Here is an 18,427-nt window from a genome sequence, read left to right on the forward strand (position 1 = left end):
CCCTCAACAGCCAGCCAAAGGCAGTATGAAATGACCATTAGCATGTATCGCAGCTTGCACATCTGGGTTTGCAATTTCGCTATGACAAAATTGACAAGAACTCGATTTAAGCTCGCTGGCTTGTATGCCTTTGCTGTTTAGATAGCGGCCGACATATTCATTAACTCGCTTTGAATTAGCGTCATCGACCAATACGTCAAAGTGCAAATACTCCCCAGTGGTCGTTCGAACGTGAGTGTCAAAAACATGAATTTCCATGATCTACCTCTTTTTCATCTAGTTACGTGGCTCGAGAATCAGCAATTAACCGTGTATCAGCGCTTTAGACTTACAACACAAGAATTGATGATTACCTATGGTTTCGACTCGAAACTATAGGTAATTTAACGATTCGTTCAGATATTGTCAAATTAGTTTTTAGTCGATACTATGTGGGAATGAATACTTATGAAATCTATCGAGCGGTGGAAAGGCTCGGCGAACTAATGAAAGTCAGTACCCGGCAACTTGGTGCTGAATTCGGCTTGCAGCCAGTTCAATTAGAAGTCCTACACTATCTAACACTGTGCAACAGATATTCGGATAATGTGATGGCAGTGGCCGAATACCTTGGGCAAACAAAAGGCACCATATCGCAAACGGTGAAAGTGCTGGAACAGAAAGGCTTTATTGAAAAGGTCCCCGATAGCAAGGACAAGCGAGCATCACATTTACAAGTGACGGATAAAGGGCGAGAGCTCATTACTGACAAGTTACCCGATCGCCAATTTCAGCAGGCTATTGCCGCATTGCCCGATAATAAACAAGAAACCTTATTGCTGTCGCTAAACGACTTAGTAAGTGCATTAACCCAATCTAATAAAATCAATACATTCGGTGTGTGTAAAACGTGTAAATACAATGTTCGACGAGAAGAAAAGTATCACTGCACATTGCTCAATGTTGAGCTCAAGTCTCCCGAAGTTGAAAAACTCTGCCGCGAACACACAGAGTAAAGGCATCAACGACTTCATATTGTTTGCACATTTTTTCGATAGTCTCCTCGCTCGCTGTAACTATGGTTACACATCATATTCAACGACGTTGAGAGGTATTGAATAGTGAAGTATATGAAGCAACTGGTTTTAATGGGCTTGCTCGCGGTTTGTGGTATTCAGCACGCTACAGCTGGGCTGATTCTCTTTTCCGATAGGGATGCTTTTGAAGCCGCGGTAGATGGCCCTTTGGCATTCGATGGTTTTAACGACAACAGTTATACCCTCGTTGATTTGTCGACTGGAAGTGGTTTTAAACCTTACCGCACAACGACTAGCCACGTCAGCGAAGGTGAGCGTGCACGTTCAATCAGAGAATTTGATACTTTAACGATTGCGTTTGAACACGACGTGTTTGCACTTGGGTTTGATTTAAATGAGCTGAATTCCAACAACCTAGATTACATTGACAGTGCTGGCCATGAGATCATCGATGCGTTAATGGTGACAGACATTTGGAATGCGAGTACGTTTTTTGGTTTGATCAGTGACACTGCAATCCGTTCATTTTCACTGTCTGGCGATGGCGATAGCAGCAACAGAGCCACGTATGGTTTCGATGCATTGACGTTTACTGCTCCAACTTCAGTCTCAGCACCGTCAGCATTTCTTATTCTTTTGAGTGCATCCATGGCGATGTTTTTACGCCGCCGCAATAGGATCAATCGTTAGTGAACTGACCGCTTTCCTTTACCAAGCCTGCGCGCCCAATTACCTTCGTCTTGGGCGTTGCAAGCCTCCTCTGAATCGTAACTAATACAGCGATTCAGCTGCTTTCTTGTCACGCCCAATGCGAGCATTTTACTGGCAATAGCGTCTTCTATTGCCGCTTTGGATTCAGAGGCTAAAAAGGTGCTAAGTGATTGGTTGGTATCGAACACACAAGTTATGACCAGTGACTGTGGGAAATGAGCATAGTCGATTTGATGCGTTAACCATTTGAATCCCGCTATCGACTCCAGCGCACTGTCGCAAACTTGAGTGAGATCTTTACGTATTTGATTATCAATTTTTTTATCGGATTTTCGCATTGTATTGTACTTGTTTCGCCCCTTTTATTGTGGCATCTACAAACCAATGTGAAAACCAAAAAAAAACCGCCCGAAGGCGGCGAGAGTATGACGGGAGAGTCATTTTACAGGTTTGGCTATCAGCGCGAGCACTGCTGATTCAAGGGGTTGGTAAAGGCGTTTAGGCAGCAAGGAGAGGCATGCTCCTAGTAGTGTCGTTACCGTTCGTTTCGGTTCGATTAACAAAATCGCGGGGTGCGTTAATAGCGCACGGCATGCCCACTTTGCCGCGAGCACTCCCTGCTGAGAAATCACTGCACGTCTTGCCATGTGTCGGCATTGATAGGCTTTGGCGAGTCGATACCAGCGTTTAAAAAACTGAGGGTGTTTGCGTTTCTGTTGTGCAATAGCGGCTTCCCATGACGAAAGTTGTGCCTCTATAGGCGTCGCTTCGTGCGCTTTGCCAAGACGATAAAACGTATGAGTTCCCGGAATGCCTGCTATTTGCCATCGACAGTTCAATGCAACGCGAAGCCAAAAATCGATACTGCCCGAATGCTGTTCATCTTCAATGAAATAGGTTTTCTTGAAACGGTCTGGCTGGCCTGTAACCAGCGCTACTTCGTCGAGCATTTCAGCTCTCAATACCGGGTTAGAACCATTACCTATTGGGTTTCTGCAGAATACGTAGCCGCCGTGGACAACACCCAGTTTCGGGTATTGCCCCAATCCCATATCGACATTATTGAGGTCGATAAATTGAGAGGAAGAGTAGCTAATCCCTACCTTGGGGTTCGCATTGAGAAAAGCGACATGGGCGTCTAACTTGTCCGGTGACCACGCATCATTGGCGCTAAGCAGTGCGATATAACGTCCTGTCGAAAGTTGTATACCGAGATTGTGACAATAAGCCAAACTGGTCCTGTTAGCCTTTACAACTCTTAATCTGGGGTCTCGGTGCAATGCAATCGCCTCTTCACATTCGTCGCTCATGGAATTGTCGATACAAATGACTTCAAAGTCTTGGAAGCGTTGTGAAAGCACACTGCGTAAAGCAATATCAAGCTGCTGCACATTCATTTGTGTGGTTAAAATCACACTGACGGTCGGATAGCTTTGCGTTTTCATAACTCACTCCTTAGCTATGGACATGGGTTGAGCACGAGGCAACATGCCCAGGAACGCACAACAAGCGTAAAAAGCGGGCCAGCAGAATGCGCTGATCAACAGCAGGTAAGCGAATTGCGTTGGGGTGTCCGCATTTCCCATTACCAGTACGGTTAAGCTCAGGGATAAACTGGCGAAGCGCAGTTGCGTTTCTTCGTGATAAGCCCCGTTGACGCGGCGCAAGCAACACTGGGTGTCTTGCCAAAGCATGGGAATGGCGCATAAACACAATATACCGACGAGCTGCCCAGCTTCATGCCACTGTTCTGGAAACAACCACTGAATGTAAAGGGGAGCGGCGAGTGCTTGCGCAACGAATAGCAACCCGACAACACTCGACAAAACATATGACTTGGCTACGAATGATGTATTGGGCGACTGGCGACGCAAGGTACACAAATAAGGGTATAGAGCGCTGGTGTAGGCATAACTTAAGGATTGGCTCAATCCGATGCCGGCACTTTTGGCGAAACTGTATAATCCAAAAAGGTCGGGAGCCAATGCTTTACCGGCGATGAAAATGTCTAGGTGCTGGCGAATCGCTTTCGCAAATTCGGTTCCCGCTAAACTCGCAGACGTTTGGATTAAATGGACGAATGTTGGTTTGTGCCATTTTACACCGTAGTGTTGTACCGGTGCGCTGACATACGTGGCAAACCAAACAATGCCGTATACCAATTTCCCGATAGCGATGGCGTAAATACCCGCTCCCGCGATAAATGCTATCGCAGTCAGTAGGTTTTCCAGTGTGACAGCTGAGCCAATTCCCAGGCTGTAGCGTCTCATATTATTGTTGCGTTGGAGCAAGTACACGTTCGCTGCAACAGGTGGGAACAATAAATAGCCGACAGACATACTGCAGAGAAGGAGCGCAAGTTGTGGTTGGGCGTAGAAATAACTAGAGACGAGCCCAACGGCGCACTGAATAGTGATCAATAGGGCGCAAATACACCATTGCAACGCAGACACGTTTTGACAGAACCGAGGTAAATCCTCGCTTTTACATTGCACAATTTGAGCACCGGCTCCACCCCGTTGAACGAGCTTAATAATTTCATGGATCGCCAGTGCCAGCATGACAATCCCATATTCCTCCTGTGCCAGCGTAGCAGCCATCGCCAGAATGGTGAAAACACGAGAGCCTTTAGCAGCAGCTTCAGTACCAAACATCCACAAGGTATTCGTATAGAGCTTTTTCGACGGTTTTGTTTTTTCAAACGCATTGGTTAACGCCATCGGTGTTCTCGGTTGGTTAAAGGATAACTAACCAATTCACAAAGTGTTCCACTTTAGGTTTGATTTTTAACTATATGTATTTAAATACTATTTTTGTTTTTCCTAGAAAGAAATCCGGGAGGGGTTTCGCAAATTGCGAGTCGCGTTTTTCAATACAAAACGCAAAGTCAGAAATTGGAAATTAAGCGGGGATACAAAAAAGGGCCATTCGGCCCTATGTGTTTTAGTCGTTGTCTGACTGCCATTGCTGAATTTTTCGATAGAGTGTCGATGGACTAACGCCTAACGCATTTGCCGCTTGAACTATGTTGTCATCGAAAAAGGCAATGGTACGTTCGATAGCTTCTTTCTCAACCTGCGCGAGTGTTTTTATCGACTGATCGGTTAAGCCAGTTTCCGCTTCACGAATCACTTTCGTCGCGGCAGGAGCTTGGCTTGTCGGCGCTTGTGATGCGGGTATGCTGCGACTGGATTGTTCGATACGTCCTTGCAAATCTTTGGCTTCTATCTGTTCGCCGTCAGCCATGATCACGGCTGCATGGATAACATTGTTAAGTTGCCGCACATTACCGGGCCACTCATAGTGGCGAAGTAGCGATTTTGCCTCATCACTGAAACCCGTAAGGCCTTTCCCTTCGGATTCAGCATACATACCGAGAAAATGCTGAGCTAGCAGAATGACGTCTTCTTCTCGTTCGTTCAATGGTGGCATGTCGATACTAATGACATTCAGGCGGTAATATAAGTCTTCTCGTAGTTTGCCCTCGGCGATAGCATCCATAGGCTCGCGGTTGGTCGCGGAGACAAAGCGTACATTCGCTTGTTCCTCCTTGTCCGAGCCGACTTTTTTATAAATCCCCGTTTGAATAAAACGCAGAAGCTTGGCTTGTAACAAAATATCCATTTCACCCAGTTCATCGAGAAACAAGGTTCCGCCGTTCGCGGTGGCGATGAGGCCATCTCTTGCGCTAACTGCACCAGAGAAAGCGCCTTTTACATGACCAAACAACTCAGACTCCATTAATTCCCCAGGGATCGCCGCACAGTTGATCGCGCAGAAGGGATCGTCTTTTCTGGTACTCAGGCTGTGAATAGCTTCAGCCGCGACTTCTTTACCAGCGCCGCTTGGACCAGTAATAAAAATAGGCGCTTGGCTCGGGGCCGCTTTCTCGATAGCGTTGTAGATAAATTGCATGACGGTGGATTCACCAATAAATCCTGCAAACTGATGCCGGCTATTGTGGCGAACCCGCTTAACGGTTTTAAGCAGGGTATTGCGCTCAAGCAGGACATTACGCGCTTGCATTGCCTGTTTGATTGTAAGCAGTAATGTTTGGTTATCCCATGGTTTGCTTAGATAACCCCAGATACGCCCTTGGTTAATAGCTGTCATCACATCGTCTATTTCAAGGTAACCGGTTAGCATGATACGCACGGTTTCTGGATATTGGCGAGCAACGGCAGCGAGAAAGGTGTTACCGTCCATCGAGGGCATATTGAGATCAGAAATCACGATGTCGAAGCTTTCTTCTTCCATCATCGATAATGCTGCGGTTGCACTTCTTACACCCTTGGCGATGTAATCATTGCGTTTGAGTAGCATTTCTAGGGACCTTACGATGTCCTTTTCGTCGTCGACAATTAATACTTTTAAACTCATAACGTTTCGACTTCTCTTCCTGATGTTATCCGCTTATCTCGTTTATATACCTACTATTATTGATAAATGGATTAAATGCCAAAGTTTTTCAGCATTTTGAATGTTAATGTGTCAGACGTTTTGCACATTTTTCATAAACTTGCCATAGTTAAAGCAGGAAGAATGAGCGTGTGTAATCGACTTTTTTACAACGGGAATGGTAAAGCTGGTGAGTGATAATTCTGAGTCAATGCAACAATTAAAACATCAAGTTGGTTTGTTGGAACGCAAACTCAACCGCGAAAAAACGGCGCGGTTAGAAGCGGAAAAGCTCTTGATGCAACTGACCGAAGAAAGCTACTTCACCAGTCAAGCACTCAGAGCGTCATTGCGAGAATCGCAAAAGCGTGAACAAGAGCTCAAGTATCTGCATAACACCACTGAACGTGCGTCGGAAGGCACTACGCTAGACCAACTTATTTCACTCTCAGTTGAGTCGGCAACACAATTTAGTCAATCACAATATGGGGTAGCCTTTTACACTCACACCGATGAAGAGCCGGATTTTGACAGTATTGATGTTTGGCACCCCGAAGTTCATTGGCATCCTCAACCTGATTTGGTGGCATTGATTTACGATTCTCTGCCACTAGAAGAGACAAAAACTTATGATCATTGGAGCGTCAGCGCATTTCAATTGCCTAGCGTAGAGGTAGAAAGTTGGCTACTTCATATTATGGTGCCAATTAAGAAAAACGAAAAATTGTGGTTTGCGCTGATCAGTGAACAAGAATTTATCGATGAAGAAATGTTGTTTGTACTCGATACCACCCGGCGCTATTTAATTACGGGCATAAAATACCGCATTAAAAATGTCGAGCTAACCGAGAAAAAAGAAGAACTCAGTGAAAAAGATGTCGCACTTGATACCTCCAATAAGGAAAAGCAGGCCTTAGAAGAGCGATTGCAACTTTCAGATAAAATGGCTTTGTTGGGTCAACTTGCCGCCGGTGTTGCCCATGAAATCAATAACCCGATGGGCTTTGTGCGCAGTAACTCTGAAATATTGAGCGACATCAGTAGCGACATTTTTCATGCTATGGATCAGCTTAAAACCATTGCAGAAGAGAAGCAGGGTGACTTCAAGTCAATTATCGATGACTGGTTTGAAGGGTTCGATATTGAAGACTGCAAAGAAGCGGTAACCGAGTTATTGGAGTCCAATGAAACGGGGATCAACCGCATTACCGACATCGTCAAGTCATTGCGTTCTTTTTCTCACCATGGGAAAAGTGATAAACGGGTGATTGCGATCAATGAGCCCATCGATGATGCACTAAAAATCACGTATAACTTGTACAAGTACAATGTTGAGCTCATGTACAACCCACCCACTCCTGCACCCCAAGTTGTGGCGAATTCAAGCCAGTTACAGCAGGTGTTTATCAATATGATCAGTAATGCCGTTCACGCCATTGGTGAAAAGGGCGAGTTGCTGATTTCTATTGTGGAAAATCCGCGCACGGTAGAGGTCAAGATTAAAGACTCGGGTTGTGGGATGGATGCGAAGACGCTCGAACAACTCTATACGCCATTTTACACAACCAAGCCCCCAGGTGAGGGTACTGGGCTTGGACTATCAGTCTCCTTTACGATCATTGAGGATCACGATGCAACAGTAGACGTACAAAGCACAGTCGGTAAAGGCACGGAGTTCACCCTAAAATTCAAGAAATTTATTGAATCTTGATTTCAACTTCATCATGTCAATTGTTCTAAAGTATAATTTTGGTATAAGGTAAGCCTTATATTAACCGTCGTTATCATATTGGATTTAACTGTAGCGTGGCGGTTACTTGTATGGAGTACTGCCACTATGCGCAACAATCAACCTGTTACCCAGCGTGAATATCTCTTCCCACCAGAAGAACGATTAATCTCATCGACAGATAAACGCGGTGTCATCACCCATTGCAACCAAGCCTTTATCGATGTGAGCGGCTTTGAACCTGAAGAACTCATTGGCAAAAATCACAATGTCGTGCGTCACCCAGATATGCCGTCGGGCGTTTTTAAAGAGATGTGGCGTACGTTGGAAAGTGGGCATATTTGGATGGGTGTGGTGAAAAATAGACGCAAAAATGGTGACCACTATTGGGTATCTGCTTTTGTGACCCCTGTGCTCGAGCACGGCAAAATTGTCGGTTATGAATCCGTTCGCGTACCTGCATTACCCGAAGAAAAAGTACGTGCTGAGATGCGCTATGCTCGTCTGCGAGAAGGAAAATCCAGTACCTCTCAAGGGGAAATGGTATGGCACTATGTGAAAAAAACCGCGCCGATGTGGGCTGTAGGTTTACCCGTCGCGGGTATTTTAGGTGCGACCGCAGGCGCTGTTCCAGCGGTGATAGCTGCTGCCGGTATTGGGCTGTGTGGAGCCTGGCATATTCTCAATAGCCAATCGGATCTCAATGACCTAGTGGAGCTGAGCCCGTCGTCTTACAGCAATCAATTAGTCGCTCAAACCTATTTTGACGATTATGGCCTAAAAGCAAGAGCCAAGCTGGTATTGGCGTGTGAGTTAGCGCGTTCTCGTACCGCGCTAACTCGTATTCTCGATGCAGCAGGTGGGTTGAACGCTGTTGCTCAGTCTTCCCACGAGCAAGCTGAAACCACCAGTGCGGCAGTCTTGCAACAAAACGAAGCAACACAGTTAATTGCTTCCGCCGTCACTCAAATGTCCCAGTCTATTCACGAAGTAGCCGAACGAGTTGAATTAAATGCCGACAGAGCCAAACACGCATCGCACAATGTTGATGAGGGCAACCAAAAAGCCGAAGAGGCGATGCAAACCATCGATCAGCTTCGTGGTTCTGTTGAGTCCATTTCTAGTACTGTGAAAGCTTTGGCAGAATCTACAGACGATATTGGCGAGGCAGCGAGTTTGATTTCCACTATCGCTGAGCAAACCAATTTATTGGCGCTGAATGCCGCAATTGAAGCGGCTCGCGCCGGGGAACAAGGCAGAGGTTTTGCTGTCGTGGCGGATGAGGTCAGGGCCTTGGCGTCAAAAACGAGAGAATCGACTGACAAGATTCACAATATCATTCAAGTGTTAGCCGAGCGTTCGGAGCGAGCCGTCACCGTCTCTGAAGAAGGATTGGAAGCCGCAAATCGCGGTGCGGATATTGTAAAACAAACTCGCTCTGCGCTGAGTGAAATCAATGGTGCTGTTGGCGGGATTGCTGACATGACAATAGAGATGTCGTCTGCCGTTGAAGAGCAAAGTTCGGTAGCCGAGCATATTAACCAACAAGTTGTCGAAATCGCTGCCGGTTCGAAAGAAACCCAACGAGCTTCGGAAAATTCTCTGGAATCGAGCGAGCAATTAAAACAAACTAGCGACGCTGTAAATTCGGTTATCGTACGCTTTAGTGCATGATGACACGCCGTGCAACTTCTATCGAAGTAGCACGGCAACGTCTTTCATTACAGTTTGTCTTTGTGCCCTTGTTGCTCACACGATTTCTGTTCTTTTGAGATACAGGCAATGGTGTGTTCCACTTTTGGGTCAGGCAAAAATATCTGAACAAATATACCAAATGCCAATGCAATGCCTTTTCGCTTCTTCGCCCAGCGATACATCACCACAAAAAATGCGATGATTAAAAAGAATCCAAGCCAAACCAACAAAGGTAAAACTTGGCAAAAAGTTGCTACCATTTTTCTTGTCCTCATTACATTTAAAGACCCGCTATAGCGGGTCGTAGAAAGCGTAAATTAGACAGGCTCTTTCATTTGGCTAATAAAATATTGAAAGGAAACCACGGCAAAGTAGTGGTTGATTTTACTTCTTGCAGGGAAGTATTCATAAAGCTGAATAGCATAGTGAGTGTACTGTAATCGGGTTTCGCCATGAGTTGGAAGCGAGTGAACAACAGTGCAATCTTGAATTTCGAAACGCGGGCTTAAACTCGTTTGGTCGGTTGGTGATTCGCTGTTAACAGGGACTTCTACTGCATAATCGGCAGACGGTGCTTCAACCCAAAGTTTGTTGGGTAAGACAAGCAAAGCACCCAATATCCAGAGTGCTGAAAGTAACGGCAGTAAGTAGTGACGAGTCAGCGGTTGTTGCATAGCACTTATATTGGTCTCTTTAGTCCAATTACAATATGCGCTGTGGGTATGTAGTAATAAAAAAGCCGAGCAATCGCTCGGCTTAATCGTGTGGGCTGCGTGATTAGTGTTTGTCACCGCGGCTTTGGAATTTGCGTTCGCTCGTATTGATTTTTACCCATTCACCTGTACTGATGTACTCAGGTACTTGAATCACTAGTCCTGTAGATAAGGTGGCTGGTTTAGTTCGCGATGTCGCCGACGCGCCTTTGATCGATGGATCGGTTTCCGTGACTTCAAGTTCAACGCTAGTGGGTAACTCAAGTGCAACGGGCGCGTCACTTACAATCACTACCTGAATACCTTCAGTGCCTTCGTTGATAAACATGACTTCATCGGCAATGCTGTCTTTGTGCAAGTGATATGGCGTGTAATCTTCGTTGTCTAAAAAGACGTACTCATCGCCATCAATATAAGAAAACATGGCTGGACGGCGGTTGATATCTGCCATCTCTAGCATGTCAGAATCCTTGAAGGTTTCGTCCATTTTTGCGCCTGTTACGACATCATACATACGCATTCTGTATAGGCTTCCACCCGCACGACCTTGAGGCACAGAGCGCTCAATATCCCGTACAATACATGTTTTACCTTGGAACACGATAGTGTTGTTCTTCTTGATTTCACTTGCCTTTGGCATGACTTAATCCCAATGTGATTTACTTATCCAGTAGCGTGTCATTGTAATGGAACTTCGAGTATTTAAAAACGCTTTAACTCAGGCTTTTATGTCACTTTGTCGATAAAGCAGGATTGCAATACCAATATGCCAAATACTGATCGCAACGAGTACTAGTGTCATCCCAAATACATTAAGGGTCACCCATTCTCCCAGCAAACTAACGATGATTGCCAAGCCGGAGATACTACTGATGACAGCGAAACCTTTAGCCAATTTACCTTGATTCATCATGTCCCGACTCCAAAGCATCATCGTCAAGGTCCAGCTGATTGCACCAAAGTAGGCGAAAGCTTGGTTTGTCGCCCAAACCAGTCTGTTTAGGCCCGCGTAAGTATCTAGCTGTGAGGCAGCGGCGCCAGTGTACATTTGCGCAAGATGGGGGCTTACGAAGCCACTCATTAGTGCGGCTGTTACCATGGCAGCTGTGCCAAGCCAGTAGCAGATTGTGCCAAACAAAATAGTGGGTTTTTGTAGACTGCGCTGTTGCCCATAAACACTCAAACAAAAACTGATAAATAAGGTAAAGCCGATAAGTACACCATGGACCAGGCTATTCACGGCCGATTCTTGATTGATTTCTTCGATTCTTCCAACCACGTCTGATGCCGAGACACTGGGGTGATGTAACATAGCGAAAATGCTCAGCGCACTGACCAAGCTGAGCGCGATGGCGAGCCATTTGTGAGATGAGTCGAGTCTAGCTTGTATATCTTGATGCATAATCTTTTCCTGTCATTGATTTTGTTTAAACACTAGCATCGTGTGGGAGTAGGAAGCTGGACAAACCGCCTTAAGTGTTTATTAATGGACACTATTGGCAATATGTTCGATTAGTTGTAAAGAAGGAATGACAAAGTGACGCAAGTTTCACAGCTTGATAAACGGATACAGAAGACCTTAACGTCGCTTCGCGAGGCTTTCTTTGAACTGGTATTAACGTACAGTTACGATGAGATCAAGGTAGCGGACATTATTGCGAAGGCCAATGTGGGACGGTCTACCTTTTACCAGCACTACAAGAGCAAAGACGAAATGCTGGCGGCGAGTATGGATTATCCATTGTCGGTGATGGCGGAGAGTGTGAGTGACAAGCAAAGCTTTGAAACGCTCTATTCGCTGATGGAACACTTTTGGCAGAATCGCAAGTTTGCACCGCGTATCTTCGCTGGCACATCTCGGCGTATCATCATTGCTACACTGGCAGAAAAACTGGTTCAGCAGCTAAAAATATTGAAATCAGGCTCTCAGCAAAACACTGCAATTCCTTTCACTATGGCAGCGCATCAACTTGCGGAAGCGCAGATGACCTTGACTATCGATTGGCTACTCGGCAAAGAAAAATGTACGACAAAAGCCATAAGCCTTCACTTGAAGGACAGCTCAGTTATGTTGGCTAAGCTGAGTTTGCGAGAGAGTAAACTCTAGCTCGTATCACGGTGTTTTCGACTTAAGTTGTGCGCGGTATTCCTTGAGTTTTTCGATGGCGGGTTTAGCCGATATTCGCATCCGATTAAGGACTTTGATTTTATCGAGTTGGTAGAAACGCACATTTTTCACCATGTGCATAAACCCGTCCAGACGATTATTCAGTAGCCATTTTTTTAGTCCCGGCTCCTTGCCCCAAAAATACTGATTCATCATATTTTTATAGGTCAATTCGACCCAGTCGTCAGTGGTATTCGGCAAGGGAACAACCTGGGTTAGTCGGTTTTTTTTGTCGATATCATCGTATGTTGCTTCGATATGGGCGATGAACGCCGCGCTGAAAGCGGGTTGATACGCTCTGACGGTTTGCAGTGTGATGGTATCTTCAGAAAACACATCCTTTGTCGCCAAATTAGTAATCGCGCTAGCGGTACAGTCGACGTGGATCCGTTGTTCAGAAGTTGAGATAGTGCCATGAGTCAGCTCAATCTCGCTCGAACCAAGGTGGGTGACTCTACCTAGTCTGACTATATTTTTTATCTTCCTCAGCTCGGCTAGCTCTAGTCGACTTACCGTTGAGCCGTGAAACATCTGAGGCATAACGTCAGTGTCAATTCGCATAAATACGCCAGCTTGCTCTAACCGCAGGAACATATCATCGATAGACGTGGACTGGGCAATGGCCTCCATCTGTGCGGCTTGTGCTCCCATCACATCAAGAAAAAATTCGTCCGTCGGCTGCGTATTTTGACGGTCTATAAGCCAAGCATCTCTTGGCATGATCCACGTAATATCAGCGGGGTTGATACCTTGTTCTAACAGCCAAAGGCAGGTATCGATGCCCGTTTTTCCTCCACCTATAATGGTATAGCCTTCTACAGGTGTTGCTATTTTGGGTAAGGCATTAGGTGGTATAAATCTTACTCTGTCGTCGATTGAAAAAGCGGGCGTATGGGTCGCGGGAATGCTGGTCTTGTAATAGGTGGAATCGATTCGCTTGTGGCGATAGGTGACGTTTACGACTTCGCCTGTCATCAGAGAATGAATACTACCGTCTTGACGGTACTCTGACATAGGGAAGTACTGAACTCGCCCACTGGGAATAAAGGTCTCTCTCATCAAATCATCGTAATAGGCCTGTACTTCGACACCACTGGCCAATTCGTTTAATCCTTTGTTTAGGCCCACTTTGTCTTTTATGCCGCGGCTCAACTCTTTTGAACTTACGCCATAAAATGCAGAGGGTTGATGCAGCGTGACGAAAGAATACGCGTCTAACCAGTGACCTCCAGGTTTGTGTTGTTTATCAACCATAATCACAGTGGCATCGGTTTCAGACAGTAGGGTGTCGACAAAAGCCATCCCACTTGCGCCTGCACCAATAACGAGATAATCCGCTTCGATTTGTTTAGCCATGCTTAATCCTTAACCGCCTTCGCTGGTCCGATGTTCCAGTTTATAAACAGCACTATACGGGGGAAGTGAATAGTCAATCAAACATCTTGTTAACAATTGTTTTGATAGTTATTAACAAATGTGCTGAATATTGATGTCTTTGAGACAAGTTGTTGAAAAAGTTAAACTCGATTTAAACCTTTACTAAGTCGTCGGCGACTCAAGGTTGATGCATATGGAGAATGACAATGAAAAAGGTTTATGTAGCAGTATTGGTGCTATTGGTTTTAGCGGTTGGGGCGTTTGTGGCCTTTTCTTCTGAAGAGGAGATAGAGCTGATGGATACCCATTTGAGTGGTGCCTATCAGTTTGAAGACGGTAGCTTAGTCACCATTGGCCCTTCTAATGATCAGCGTTTACGAATGCTGCAATATCACGATGGCAAACCATTATCGCTGTATTTTGATGGCGAGAAGGGATTCAAGGCCTCGCATGGGTTTAACTCGCAATCGTTTTTTGCAAAAGGTCAGTTCCAATATGGGGATGACGGTGAGGTATTGGGGGCAACCTGGCACGAGGGCGGTAAAACGCAAGTCGTGAAAAAATTGCCTCTCACACGGAAAACCGTGTTTTTTCAAAGCGGTGACTTGATGTTAAGAGGGGAGTTAACCATACCTGAGGGCGAGGGGCCGTTTCCTGTTGTTATCACAGTCCATGGTTCAGAAGATTACAGCGCCGTTGATTTTTATCATTGGCCTTACATACTGGCGGCAAATGGCATTGCAGGCTTTAAGTTTGATAAGCGAGGCACAGGTGGCTCCGACGGCGAGTATACTCAACATTTCCCAACTCTCGCTGGCGATGTCATGGCGGCTGTGGACTTCCTCAAAGGTGACGCAGCCATTGATATTTCGCGAGTCAACCTGATTGGTTTTAGTCAAGGAGGATGGATTTCCCCTCTGGTGGCTAAGCAAATTGATATTCAGTCTTATATCATCGGTTTTGGAACAACGGTCCCTGTGCCAAGGGAAGACAGATGGGGCTACGTAAAGCAGCTTTTGGACAATGGTTATGGTGAAGAGGAAATTGCTTACGCGGATGAGTTGAACGCGCAGATTACCAAGGTCATTTTTGATCATGATGAGAGTGCGTGGGATGGACTCTTAGCGCTTAAAGAATTACATCAAGATGCCCCTTGGTTTAAGGCTATTGCTGGGTCGGATTCTTTGCTCGGTTTTGTCGCTGAAAAACTCAATCACCCGCTTGCGGATTGGGTGCCTGATTTTGGTTGGAAACTTTATACGAAATGGAAAAAAAGCGGGAATGACAATGGCCCAGGTTTTAATCGAACTTACGATCCGATTGCGACGCTTGAAAATGTGTCGACTCCCTCATTGTGGTTACTCGCTGGCGAAGATACTAGCTTGCCGACGCCTGACACTGCCGCAGATTTAGATCGATTACAGGCAGCTGGATTAGCGACGCAATATAAGATTTACCCTTCTGCTGAACACGGCAATATTCTTTACACCACGGATGAACATGGCGATCGTACGTATACCGGTTATGTGCCGAGTTACTTTTCTGATGTCGTCACCTATTTTAAGCAGCAGAACGGTCTTTGATGACTCTCACGTCAGTACCAAAAGGCGAGATTTGGTACTGACGACCCTATCCTTTTTACACATATCTCGAAACTCCTTGTCTAATTGCAGTAGAATAGCGGCCAATTAACGATAACGAGTAGCAATCATGGCTTTACATTGGTTTCCCGGGCATATGCACAAAGCCCTCAAAGAAATTAAAGAATCTATCAGTCAGGTAGATATTCTTATTGAGGTATTGGACGCGCGTATCCCTTATTCCAGTGAAAACCCCGAAATTGCCAAAATTCGCGGCGACAAGCCGTGTTTGAAAATTCTAAACAAATACGATTTAGCCGATCCTGACTTGACGGCTCAGTGGCAGGCGCATCTAGAGAAAGAGCGCGGTGTGAAAACGATCACGACGACGACGGATGATCCCGCAAACAGCAAACAAATTATGTCGATGATACGCAGTATTTGTGAGCAAAAAGATGCGTCAGTGAAGTCGATAAAAGCCATGATCACCGGAATCCCCAACGTCGGTAAATCAACGCTGATTAACATCTTGGCCGACCGCATCATCGCCAAAACGGGCAACGAACCGGCCGTCACTAAAAGCCAACAACGAATTAACCTCGGTAGTGGCATCATACTGTTTGATACACCGGGTGTGCTTTGGCCAAAGCAAGAAAACCCGAATTCAATTTATCGGCTCGCCGCATCAGGAGCGGTAAAGAATACCGCGATGGAATTTGATGATGTCGGTTTTTACGCCGCTGATTATCTTATCAACGCTTATCCGGCGCTAATGAAAGAGCGTTACAAGTTGGATGAATTACCGGATACGGAACTCGAGTTCTTAGAAGCTGCGGCAAAGAAACGCGGTGCAATAATGGCTGGTGGCCGGGTAAACTTACACAAAATTTGTGAAGTGCTTTTGACTGAATTGCAATCAGGAAAGTTGGGGAGAATTACCTTAGAAACACCGGAAATGATTGAAGTCGAAGAAGTTGAAATGGTCAAAGCTGCAGAGAAAAAAGCGGCAGACAAAGCAAAACGCAAGCAAAAGTTTAAAGACGGTTCTCTTACCCCTGATAAGAAAGACAGGAAAGAAAAACGGACTGAGAAACGTGAAGAGCAAAGTCGGAGAATGAAAAAGCGCAATCGATAACGCTGAAGGGGAAGGTGGATGAGTAGAGAATCAATAGAAACGTTTCAGGCTTTAAAAGACGTTTCTGCTAAATACTGGTTGGCATTGATAATATCGCCCATTCTCGCGTTTACAGTGCTCGCAATATCTAACGTTAGCCATTGGGGGATAGCTGGAGGGCTGTTGTATGTTTTGGTTTTCTGCCAGTCAGTAAGAGGGCTCTTATTCGTCAGGCGCGCTAGAATTAAGTTGCAAAGTTACCCAGGGGAAGTAAGCAAAGGCGATGTTAAGCGGGGGCCGATCATTATCGGTATTCCAGGGCTTCAGTGGTTTGTCAGCCTAACTCGTTGAGAAGGCGCCAATGCAGCGCCATTGAGTAATCTCGAGTATCTAACTGCCTTTAAACCCCGTCGCAACGATATATACTTCTCTCGAGCGCGGACGTGATGCAGCGGGTTTTCTGACGATCACTTTATTAAATGAACTGCGTACATCCTTCATGTATTCGTCGTAACCTACACCCTGGAACACTTTGGCGCAAAAGCTACCGTTTTTGCGAAGCACATTGCGCGCCATATCAAGCGCTAATTCAACTAAATACATTGATGCATACTGATCGGTGGTATTGACGCCACTCATATTAGGAGCCATGTCGGAAACCACTACATCTACTTCGGCGCCGTCAAGGACTTCTAAAATACGTTCATAGACTGCTTCGTCAGTGAAATCACCTTGAACAAAATCGACACCGACAATACTGTCCATTGGGAGAATGTCTGAAGCGATAACACGACCTGATTCTCCCACCATTGGCGCAATGATTTGCGACCAACCACCCGGCGCAGAACCTAAGTCCATAGCGACATTGCCAGGTCGGATTAACTTGTCTTTATCATTGATTTCAATCAGTTTATAGCTGGCGCGAGAGCGATAACCATCCTGCTGTGCTTTTTTCACGTATGGATCGTTGACATGTTCTTCCATCCATTTTTTGCTGGTTTTTGACTTGGCCATAAACTCGAATCTGCTACTGTAATCGCTAAAAACCCCGTATTGTAGTCTTACGTTGTGGATTTGCCAACAAACTGACAGGCCGAGGTCTCGAATTTACAGGGGCTTGGCCTTGTATTACCCTTGCGTCTTTAAGATGAATCTATTTGCCATAAGGCTTGAAAATATGAAGTTGGACGATGTAAAAAAATTGCATCAAAAGAAGTATCGCTCTCAGTTTGGTTTCTACCTTGTAGAAGGAGAGCACCTGATCTTAGAACTCTTTAAAGCGCAATCCACGATAGCCAACTTTCAGCAAGTCACAGTGTATGTTACCGAGGCCAATTTAGAATGGGCCAATCAGTTGTCGGGCGATTTTACACTTACCGTTTTGAACGATAAACAAATGTCGCAAATTAGTGATACAAAAACACCGCAGGGGATGATAGCTAGAGTCCCATTACCAGGCCATCAGTCAGCTAAGCCCGCAGATCATGGCAGTACTCGCTATATATACCTACACGAAGTACAAGACCCAGGAAATTTGGGGACGATATTGCGAACACTCGCGTGGTTTGGCGATTTTGTTTTACTTTTGAGCGCGAACAGTGTTGATCCGTATAACTCGAAAGTGGTGCGCGCTAGTATGGGGGCAATATTTCATCTGCCTATCGAAGTCGATGTTCCTCTGTCGGATCTACGTGAAAGATTCGCTTCTTTTGCCTATTTAGACTTAAATGGCGAGTCAATCCACTGTGAGTCATTCACTCAGCACGAATGCTATTTGTTCGGAAATGAAGCCCGTGGCGTGCCACATGACGCACTAAAGCAGTTCAATGCGACCCCCTTTACGATAAACGGTGCTGGTGCCATTGAATCATTGAACTTAGCAAGTGCTGTGAGTATTTGTAGTTTTCAATTGAGCCAATACGGGTAA

20 protein-coding genes are annotated in these 18,427 nt (G+C 45.6%); 9 read left to right on the top strand and 11 right to left on the bottom strand.

Going from position 1 to position 18,427, the window contains the following annotated elements:
* Positions 1–3 precede the first annotated feature (3 nt).
* Complete coding sequence (locus AC27G9_RS14210) at positions 4–258, bottom strand: DUF2024 family protein (protein WP_487075092.1); 255 nt, start codon at positions 256–258, stop codon at positions 4–6.
* A gap of 227 nt (positions 259–485) precedes the next feature.
* Between AC27G9_RS14210 and AC27G9_RS14215 the strand changes: the two genes are divergently transcribed.
* Complete coding sequence (locus AC27G9_RS14215; protein WP_487075093.1) at positions 486–995, top strand: MarR family winged helix-turn-helix transcriptional regulator; 510 nt, start codon at positions 486–488, stop codon at positions 993–995.
* A gap of 114 nt (positions 996–1,109) precedes the next feature.
* A complete protein-coding gene (locus tag AC27G9_RS14220) occupies positions 1,110–1,706 on the top strand; it encodes a hypothetical protein (RefSeq protein WP_487075094.1) in 597 nt (198 codons plus the stop codon).
* Here AC27G9_RS14220 and AC27G9_RS14225 read toward each other — a convergent pair.
* From AC27G9_RS14225 to AC27G9_RS14240, 4 genes are all read right to left on the bottom strand, one after another.
* Positions 1,703–2,065 carry a Fis family transcriptional regulator gene (locus AC27G9_RS14225; protein WP_487075095.1) on the bottom strand — a complete coding sequence of 121 codons (363 nt, stop codon included), beginning with the start codon at positions 2,063–2,065 and terminating at the stop codon, positions 1,703–1,705. The two genes, AC27G9_RS14220 and AC27G9_RS14225, sit on opposite strands and share 4 nt — an antisense overlap.
* Before the next feature lie 99 nt (positions 2,066–2,164).
* The gene (locus tag AC27G9_RS14230; protein WP_487075096.1) at positions 2,165–3,172 is read right to left on the bottom strand and encodes a glycosyltransferase family 2 protein; all 1,008 of its coding nucleotides are present in this window, start codon (positions 3,170–3,172) and stop codon (positions 2,165–2,167) included.
* Between the two features lie 3 nt (positions 3,173–3,175).
* Positions 3,176–4,447 carry an oligosaccharide flippase family protein gene (locus AC27G9_RS14235; RefSeq protein WP_487075097.1) on the bottom strand — a complete coding sequence of 424 codons (1,272 nt, stop codon included), beginning with the start codon at positions 4,445–4,447 and terminating at the stop codon, positions 3,176–3,178.
* A gap of 223 nt (positions 4,448–4,670) precedes the next feature.
* A complete protein-coding gene (locus AC27G9_RS14240) occupies positions 4,671–6,107 on the bottom strand; it encodes a sigma-54-dependent transcriptional regulator (RefSeq protein ID WP_487075098.1) in 1,437 nt (478 codons plus the stop codon).
* Positions 6,108–6,315: 208 nt separating this feature from the next.
* On the opposite strand from AC27G9_RS14240, the gene AC27G9_RS14245 reads away from it, so the two are divergent.
* Complete coding sequence (locus tag AC27G9_RS14245; RefSeq protein ID WP_487075099.1) at positions 6,316–7,836, top strand: sensor histidine kinase; 1,521 nt, start codon at positions 6,316–6,318, stop codon at positions 7,834–7,836.
* 126 nt (positions 7,837–7,962) lie between these two features.
* Positions 7,963–9,528, top strand: a complete 1,566-nt coding sequence (locus AC27G9_RS14250; protein WP_487075100.1) for a methyl-accepting chemotaxis protein — start codon at positions 7,963–7,965, stop codon at positions 9,526–9,528.
* Positions 9,529–9,575: 47 nt separating this feature from the next.
* Here the strand turns inward: AC27G9_RS14250 and AC27G9_RS14255 are convergent, their stop codons facing one another.
* From AC27G9_RS14255 to AC27G9_RS14270, 4 genes are all read right to left on the bottom strand, one after another.
* The gene (locus AC27G9_RS14255; protein ID WP_487075101.1) at positions 9,576–9,809 is read right to left on the bottom strand and encodes a hypothetical protein; all 234 of its coding nucleotides are present in this window, start codon (positions 9,807–9,809) and stop codon (positions 9,576–9,578) included.
* A 57-nt stretch (positions 9,810–9,866) separates the two neighbouring features.
* Complete coding sequence (locus AC27G9_RS14260) at positions 9,867–10,223, bottom strand: hypothetical protein (RefSeq protein WP_487075102.1); 357 nt, start codon at positions 10,221–10,223, stop codon at positions 9,867–9,869.
* A gap of 103 nt (positions 10,224–10,326) precedes the next feature.
* Entirely contained in the window at positions 10,327–10,902 is a 576-nt protein-coding gene (gene efpL / locus AC27G9_RS14265) for an elongation factor P-like protein EfpL (RefSeq protein ID WP_487075103.1), read from the bottom strand.
* A 78-nt stretch (positions 10,903–10,980) separates the two neighbouring features.
* Positions 10,981–11,664, bottom strand: a complete 684-nt coding sequence (locus AC27G9_RS14270; RefSeq protein ID WP_487075104.1) for a hypothetical protein — start codon at positions 11,662–11,664, stop codon at positions 10,981–10,983.
* Positions 11,665–11,799: 135 nt separating this feature from the next.
* Here AC27G9_RS14270 and AC27G9_RS14275 point away from each other — a divergent pair, with 135 nt between their 5' ends.
* Positions 11,800–12,369: a TetR/AcrR family transcriptional regulator gene (locus AC27G9_RS14275; RefSeq protein WP_487075105.1), complete on the top strand. Its 570-nt coding sequence runs from the start codon at positions 11,800–11,802 to the stop codon at positions 12,367–12,369.
* Positions 12,370–12,375: 6 nt separating this feature from the next.
* Here AC27G9_RS14275 and AC27G9_RS14280 read toward each other — a convergent pair whose 3' ends face one another.
* Entirely contained in the window at positions 12,376–13,785 is a 1,410-nt protein-coding gene (locus tag AC27G9_RS14280) for an NAD(P)-binding protein (protein ID WP_487075106.1), read from the bottom strand.
* A gap of 227 nt (positions 13,786–14,012) precedes the next feature.
* Here AC27G9_RS14280 and AC27G9_RS14285 point away from each other — a divergent pair, with 227 nt between their 5' ends.
* The 3 genes from AC27G9_RS14285 (at position 14,013) to AC27G9_RS14295 (ending at position 16,851) form a co-directional block, all read left to right on the top strand.
* On the top strand, positions 14,013–15,389 hold the full coding sequence (locus tag AC27G9_RS14285; protein ID WP_487075107.1) for an alpha/beta hydrolase family protein: 1,377 nt from the start codon (positions 14,013–14,015) through the stop codon (positions 15,387–15,389).
* Between the two features lie 127 nt (positions 15,390–15,516).
* A complete protein-coding gene (gene ylqF / locus AC27G9_RS14290) occupies positions 15,517–16,521 on the top strand; it encodes a ribosome biogenesis GTPase YlqF (RefSeq protein WP_487075108.1) in 1,005 nt (334 codons plus the stop codon).
* An 18-nt stretch (positions 16,522–16,539) separates the two neighbouring features.
* The gene (locus tag AC27G9_RS14295; RefSeq protein ID WP_487075109.1) at positions 16,540–16,851 is read left to right on the top strand and encodes a hypothetical protein; all 312 of its coding nucleotides are present in this window, start codon (positions 16,540–16,542) and stop codon (positions 16,849–16,851) included.
* Between the two features lie 39 nt (positions 16,852–16,890).
* Here the strand turns inward: AC27G9_RS14295 and rlmE are convergent, their stop codons facing one another.
* Positions 16,891–17,514, bottom strand: coding sequence for a 23S rRNA (uridine(2552)-2'-O)-methyltransferase RlmE (gene rlmE / locus AC27G9_RS14300; RefSeq protein ID WP_487075110.1), 624 nt, complete (start codon positions 17,512–17,514; stop codon positions 16,891–16,893).
* A 163-nt stretch (positions 17,515–17,677) separates the two neighbouring features.
* Between rlmE and AC27G9_RS14305 the strand changes: the two genes are divergently transcribed.
* Positions 17,678–18,427, top strand: a complete 750-nt coding sequence (locus tag AC27G9_RS14305) for a TrmH family RNA methyltransferase (RefSeq protein WP_487075111.1) — start codon at positions 17,678–17,680, stop codon at positions 18,425–18,427.

The organism is Alteromonas sp. 5NS40-0096, assembly GCF_057544385.1.

Coding starts and splice junctions, on each gene's coding strand:
- AC27G9_RS14280 (WP_487075106.1), bottom strand. CDS start 13,785: ATGGCTAAACAAATCGAAGCGGATTATCTCGTTATTGGTGCAGGCGCA.
- AC27G9_RS14270 (WP_487075104.1), bottom strand. CDS start 11,664: ATGCATCAAGATATACAAGCTAGACTCGACTCATCTCACAAATGGCTC.
- AC27G9_RS14235 (WP_487075097.1), bottom strand. CDS start 4,447: ATGGCGTTAACCAATGCGTTTGAAAAAACAAAACCGTCGAAAAAGCTC.
- AC27G9_RS14210 (WP_487075092.1), bottom strand. CDS start 258: ATGGAAATTCATGTTTTTGACACTCACGTTCGAACGACCACTGGGGAG.
- AC27G9_RS14295 (WP_487075109.1), top strand. CDS start 16,540: ATGAGTAGAGAATCAATAGAAACGTTTCAGGCTTTAAAAGACGTTTCT.
- efpL (WP_487075103.1), bottom strand. CDS start 10,902: ATGCCAAAGGCAAGTGAAATCAAGAAGAACAACACTATCGTGTTCCAA.
- AC27G9_RS14305 (WP_487075111.1), top strand. CDS start 17,678: ATGAAGTTGGACGATGTAAAAAAATTGCATCAAAAGAAGTATCGCTCT.
- ylqF (WP_487075108.1), top strand. CDS start 15,517: ATGGCTTTACATTGGTTTCCCGGGCATATGCACAAAGCCCTCAAAGAA.
- AC27G9_RS14215 (WP_487075093.1), top strand. CDS start 486: ATGAAAGTCAGTACCCGGCAACTTGGTGCTGAATTCGGCTTGCAGCCA.
- AC27G9_RS14240 (WP_487075098.1), bottom strand. CDS start 6,107: ATGAGTTTAAAAGTATTAATTGTCGACGACGAAAAGGACATCGTAAGG.
- rlmE (WP_487075110.1), bottom strand. CDS start 17,514: ATGGCCAAGTCAAAAACCAGCAAAAAATGGATGGAAGAACATGTCAAC.
- AC27G9_RS14285 (WP_487075107.1), top strand. CDS start 14,013: ATGAAAAAGGTTTATGTAGCAGTATTGGTGCTATTGGTTTTAGCGGTT.
- AC27G9_RS14220 (WP_487075094.1), top strand. CDS start 1,110: ATGAAGCAACTGGTTTTAATGGGCTTGCTCGCGGTTTGTGGTATTCAG.
- AC27G9_RS14230 (WP_487075096.1), bottom strand. CDS start 3,172: ATGAAAACGCAAAGCTATCCGACCGTCAGTGTGATTTTAACCACACAA.
- AC27G9_RS14250 (WP_487075100.1), top strand. CDS start 7,963: ATGCGCAACAATCAACCTGTTACCCAGCGTGAATATCTCTTCCCACCA.
- AC27G9_RS14260 (WP_487075102.1), bottom strand. CDS start 10,223: ATGCAACAACCGCTGACTCGTCACTACTTACTGCCGTTACTTTCAGCA.
- AC27G9_RS14255 (WP_487075101.1), bottom strand. CDS start 9,809: ATGGTAGCAACTTTTTGCCAAGTTTTACCTTTGTTGGTTTGGCTTGGA.
- AC27G9_RS14225 (WP_487075095.1), bottom strand. CDS start 2,065: ATGCGAAAATCCGATAAAAAAATTGATAATCAAATACGTAAAGATCTC.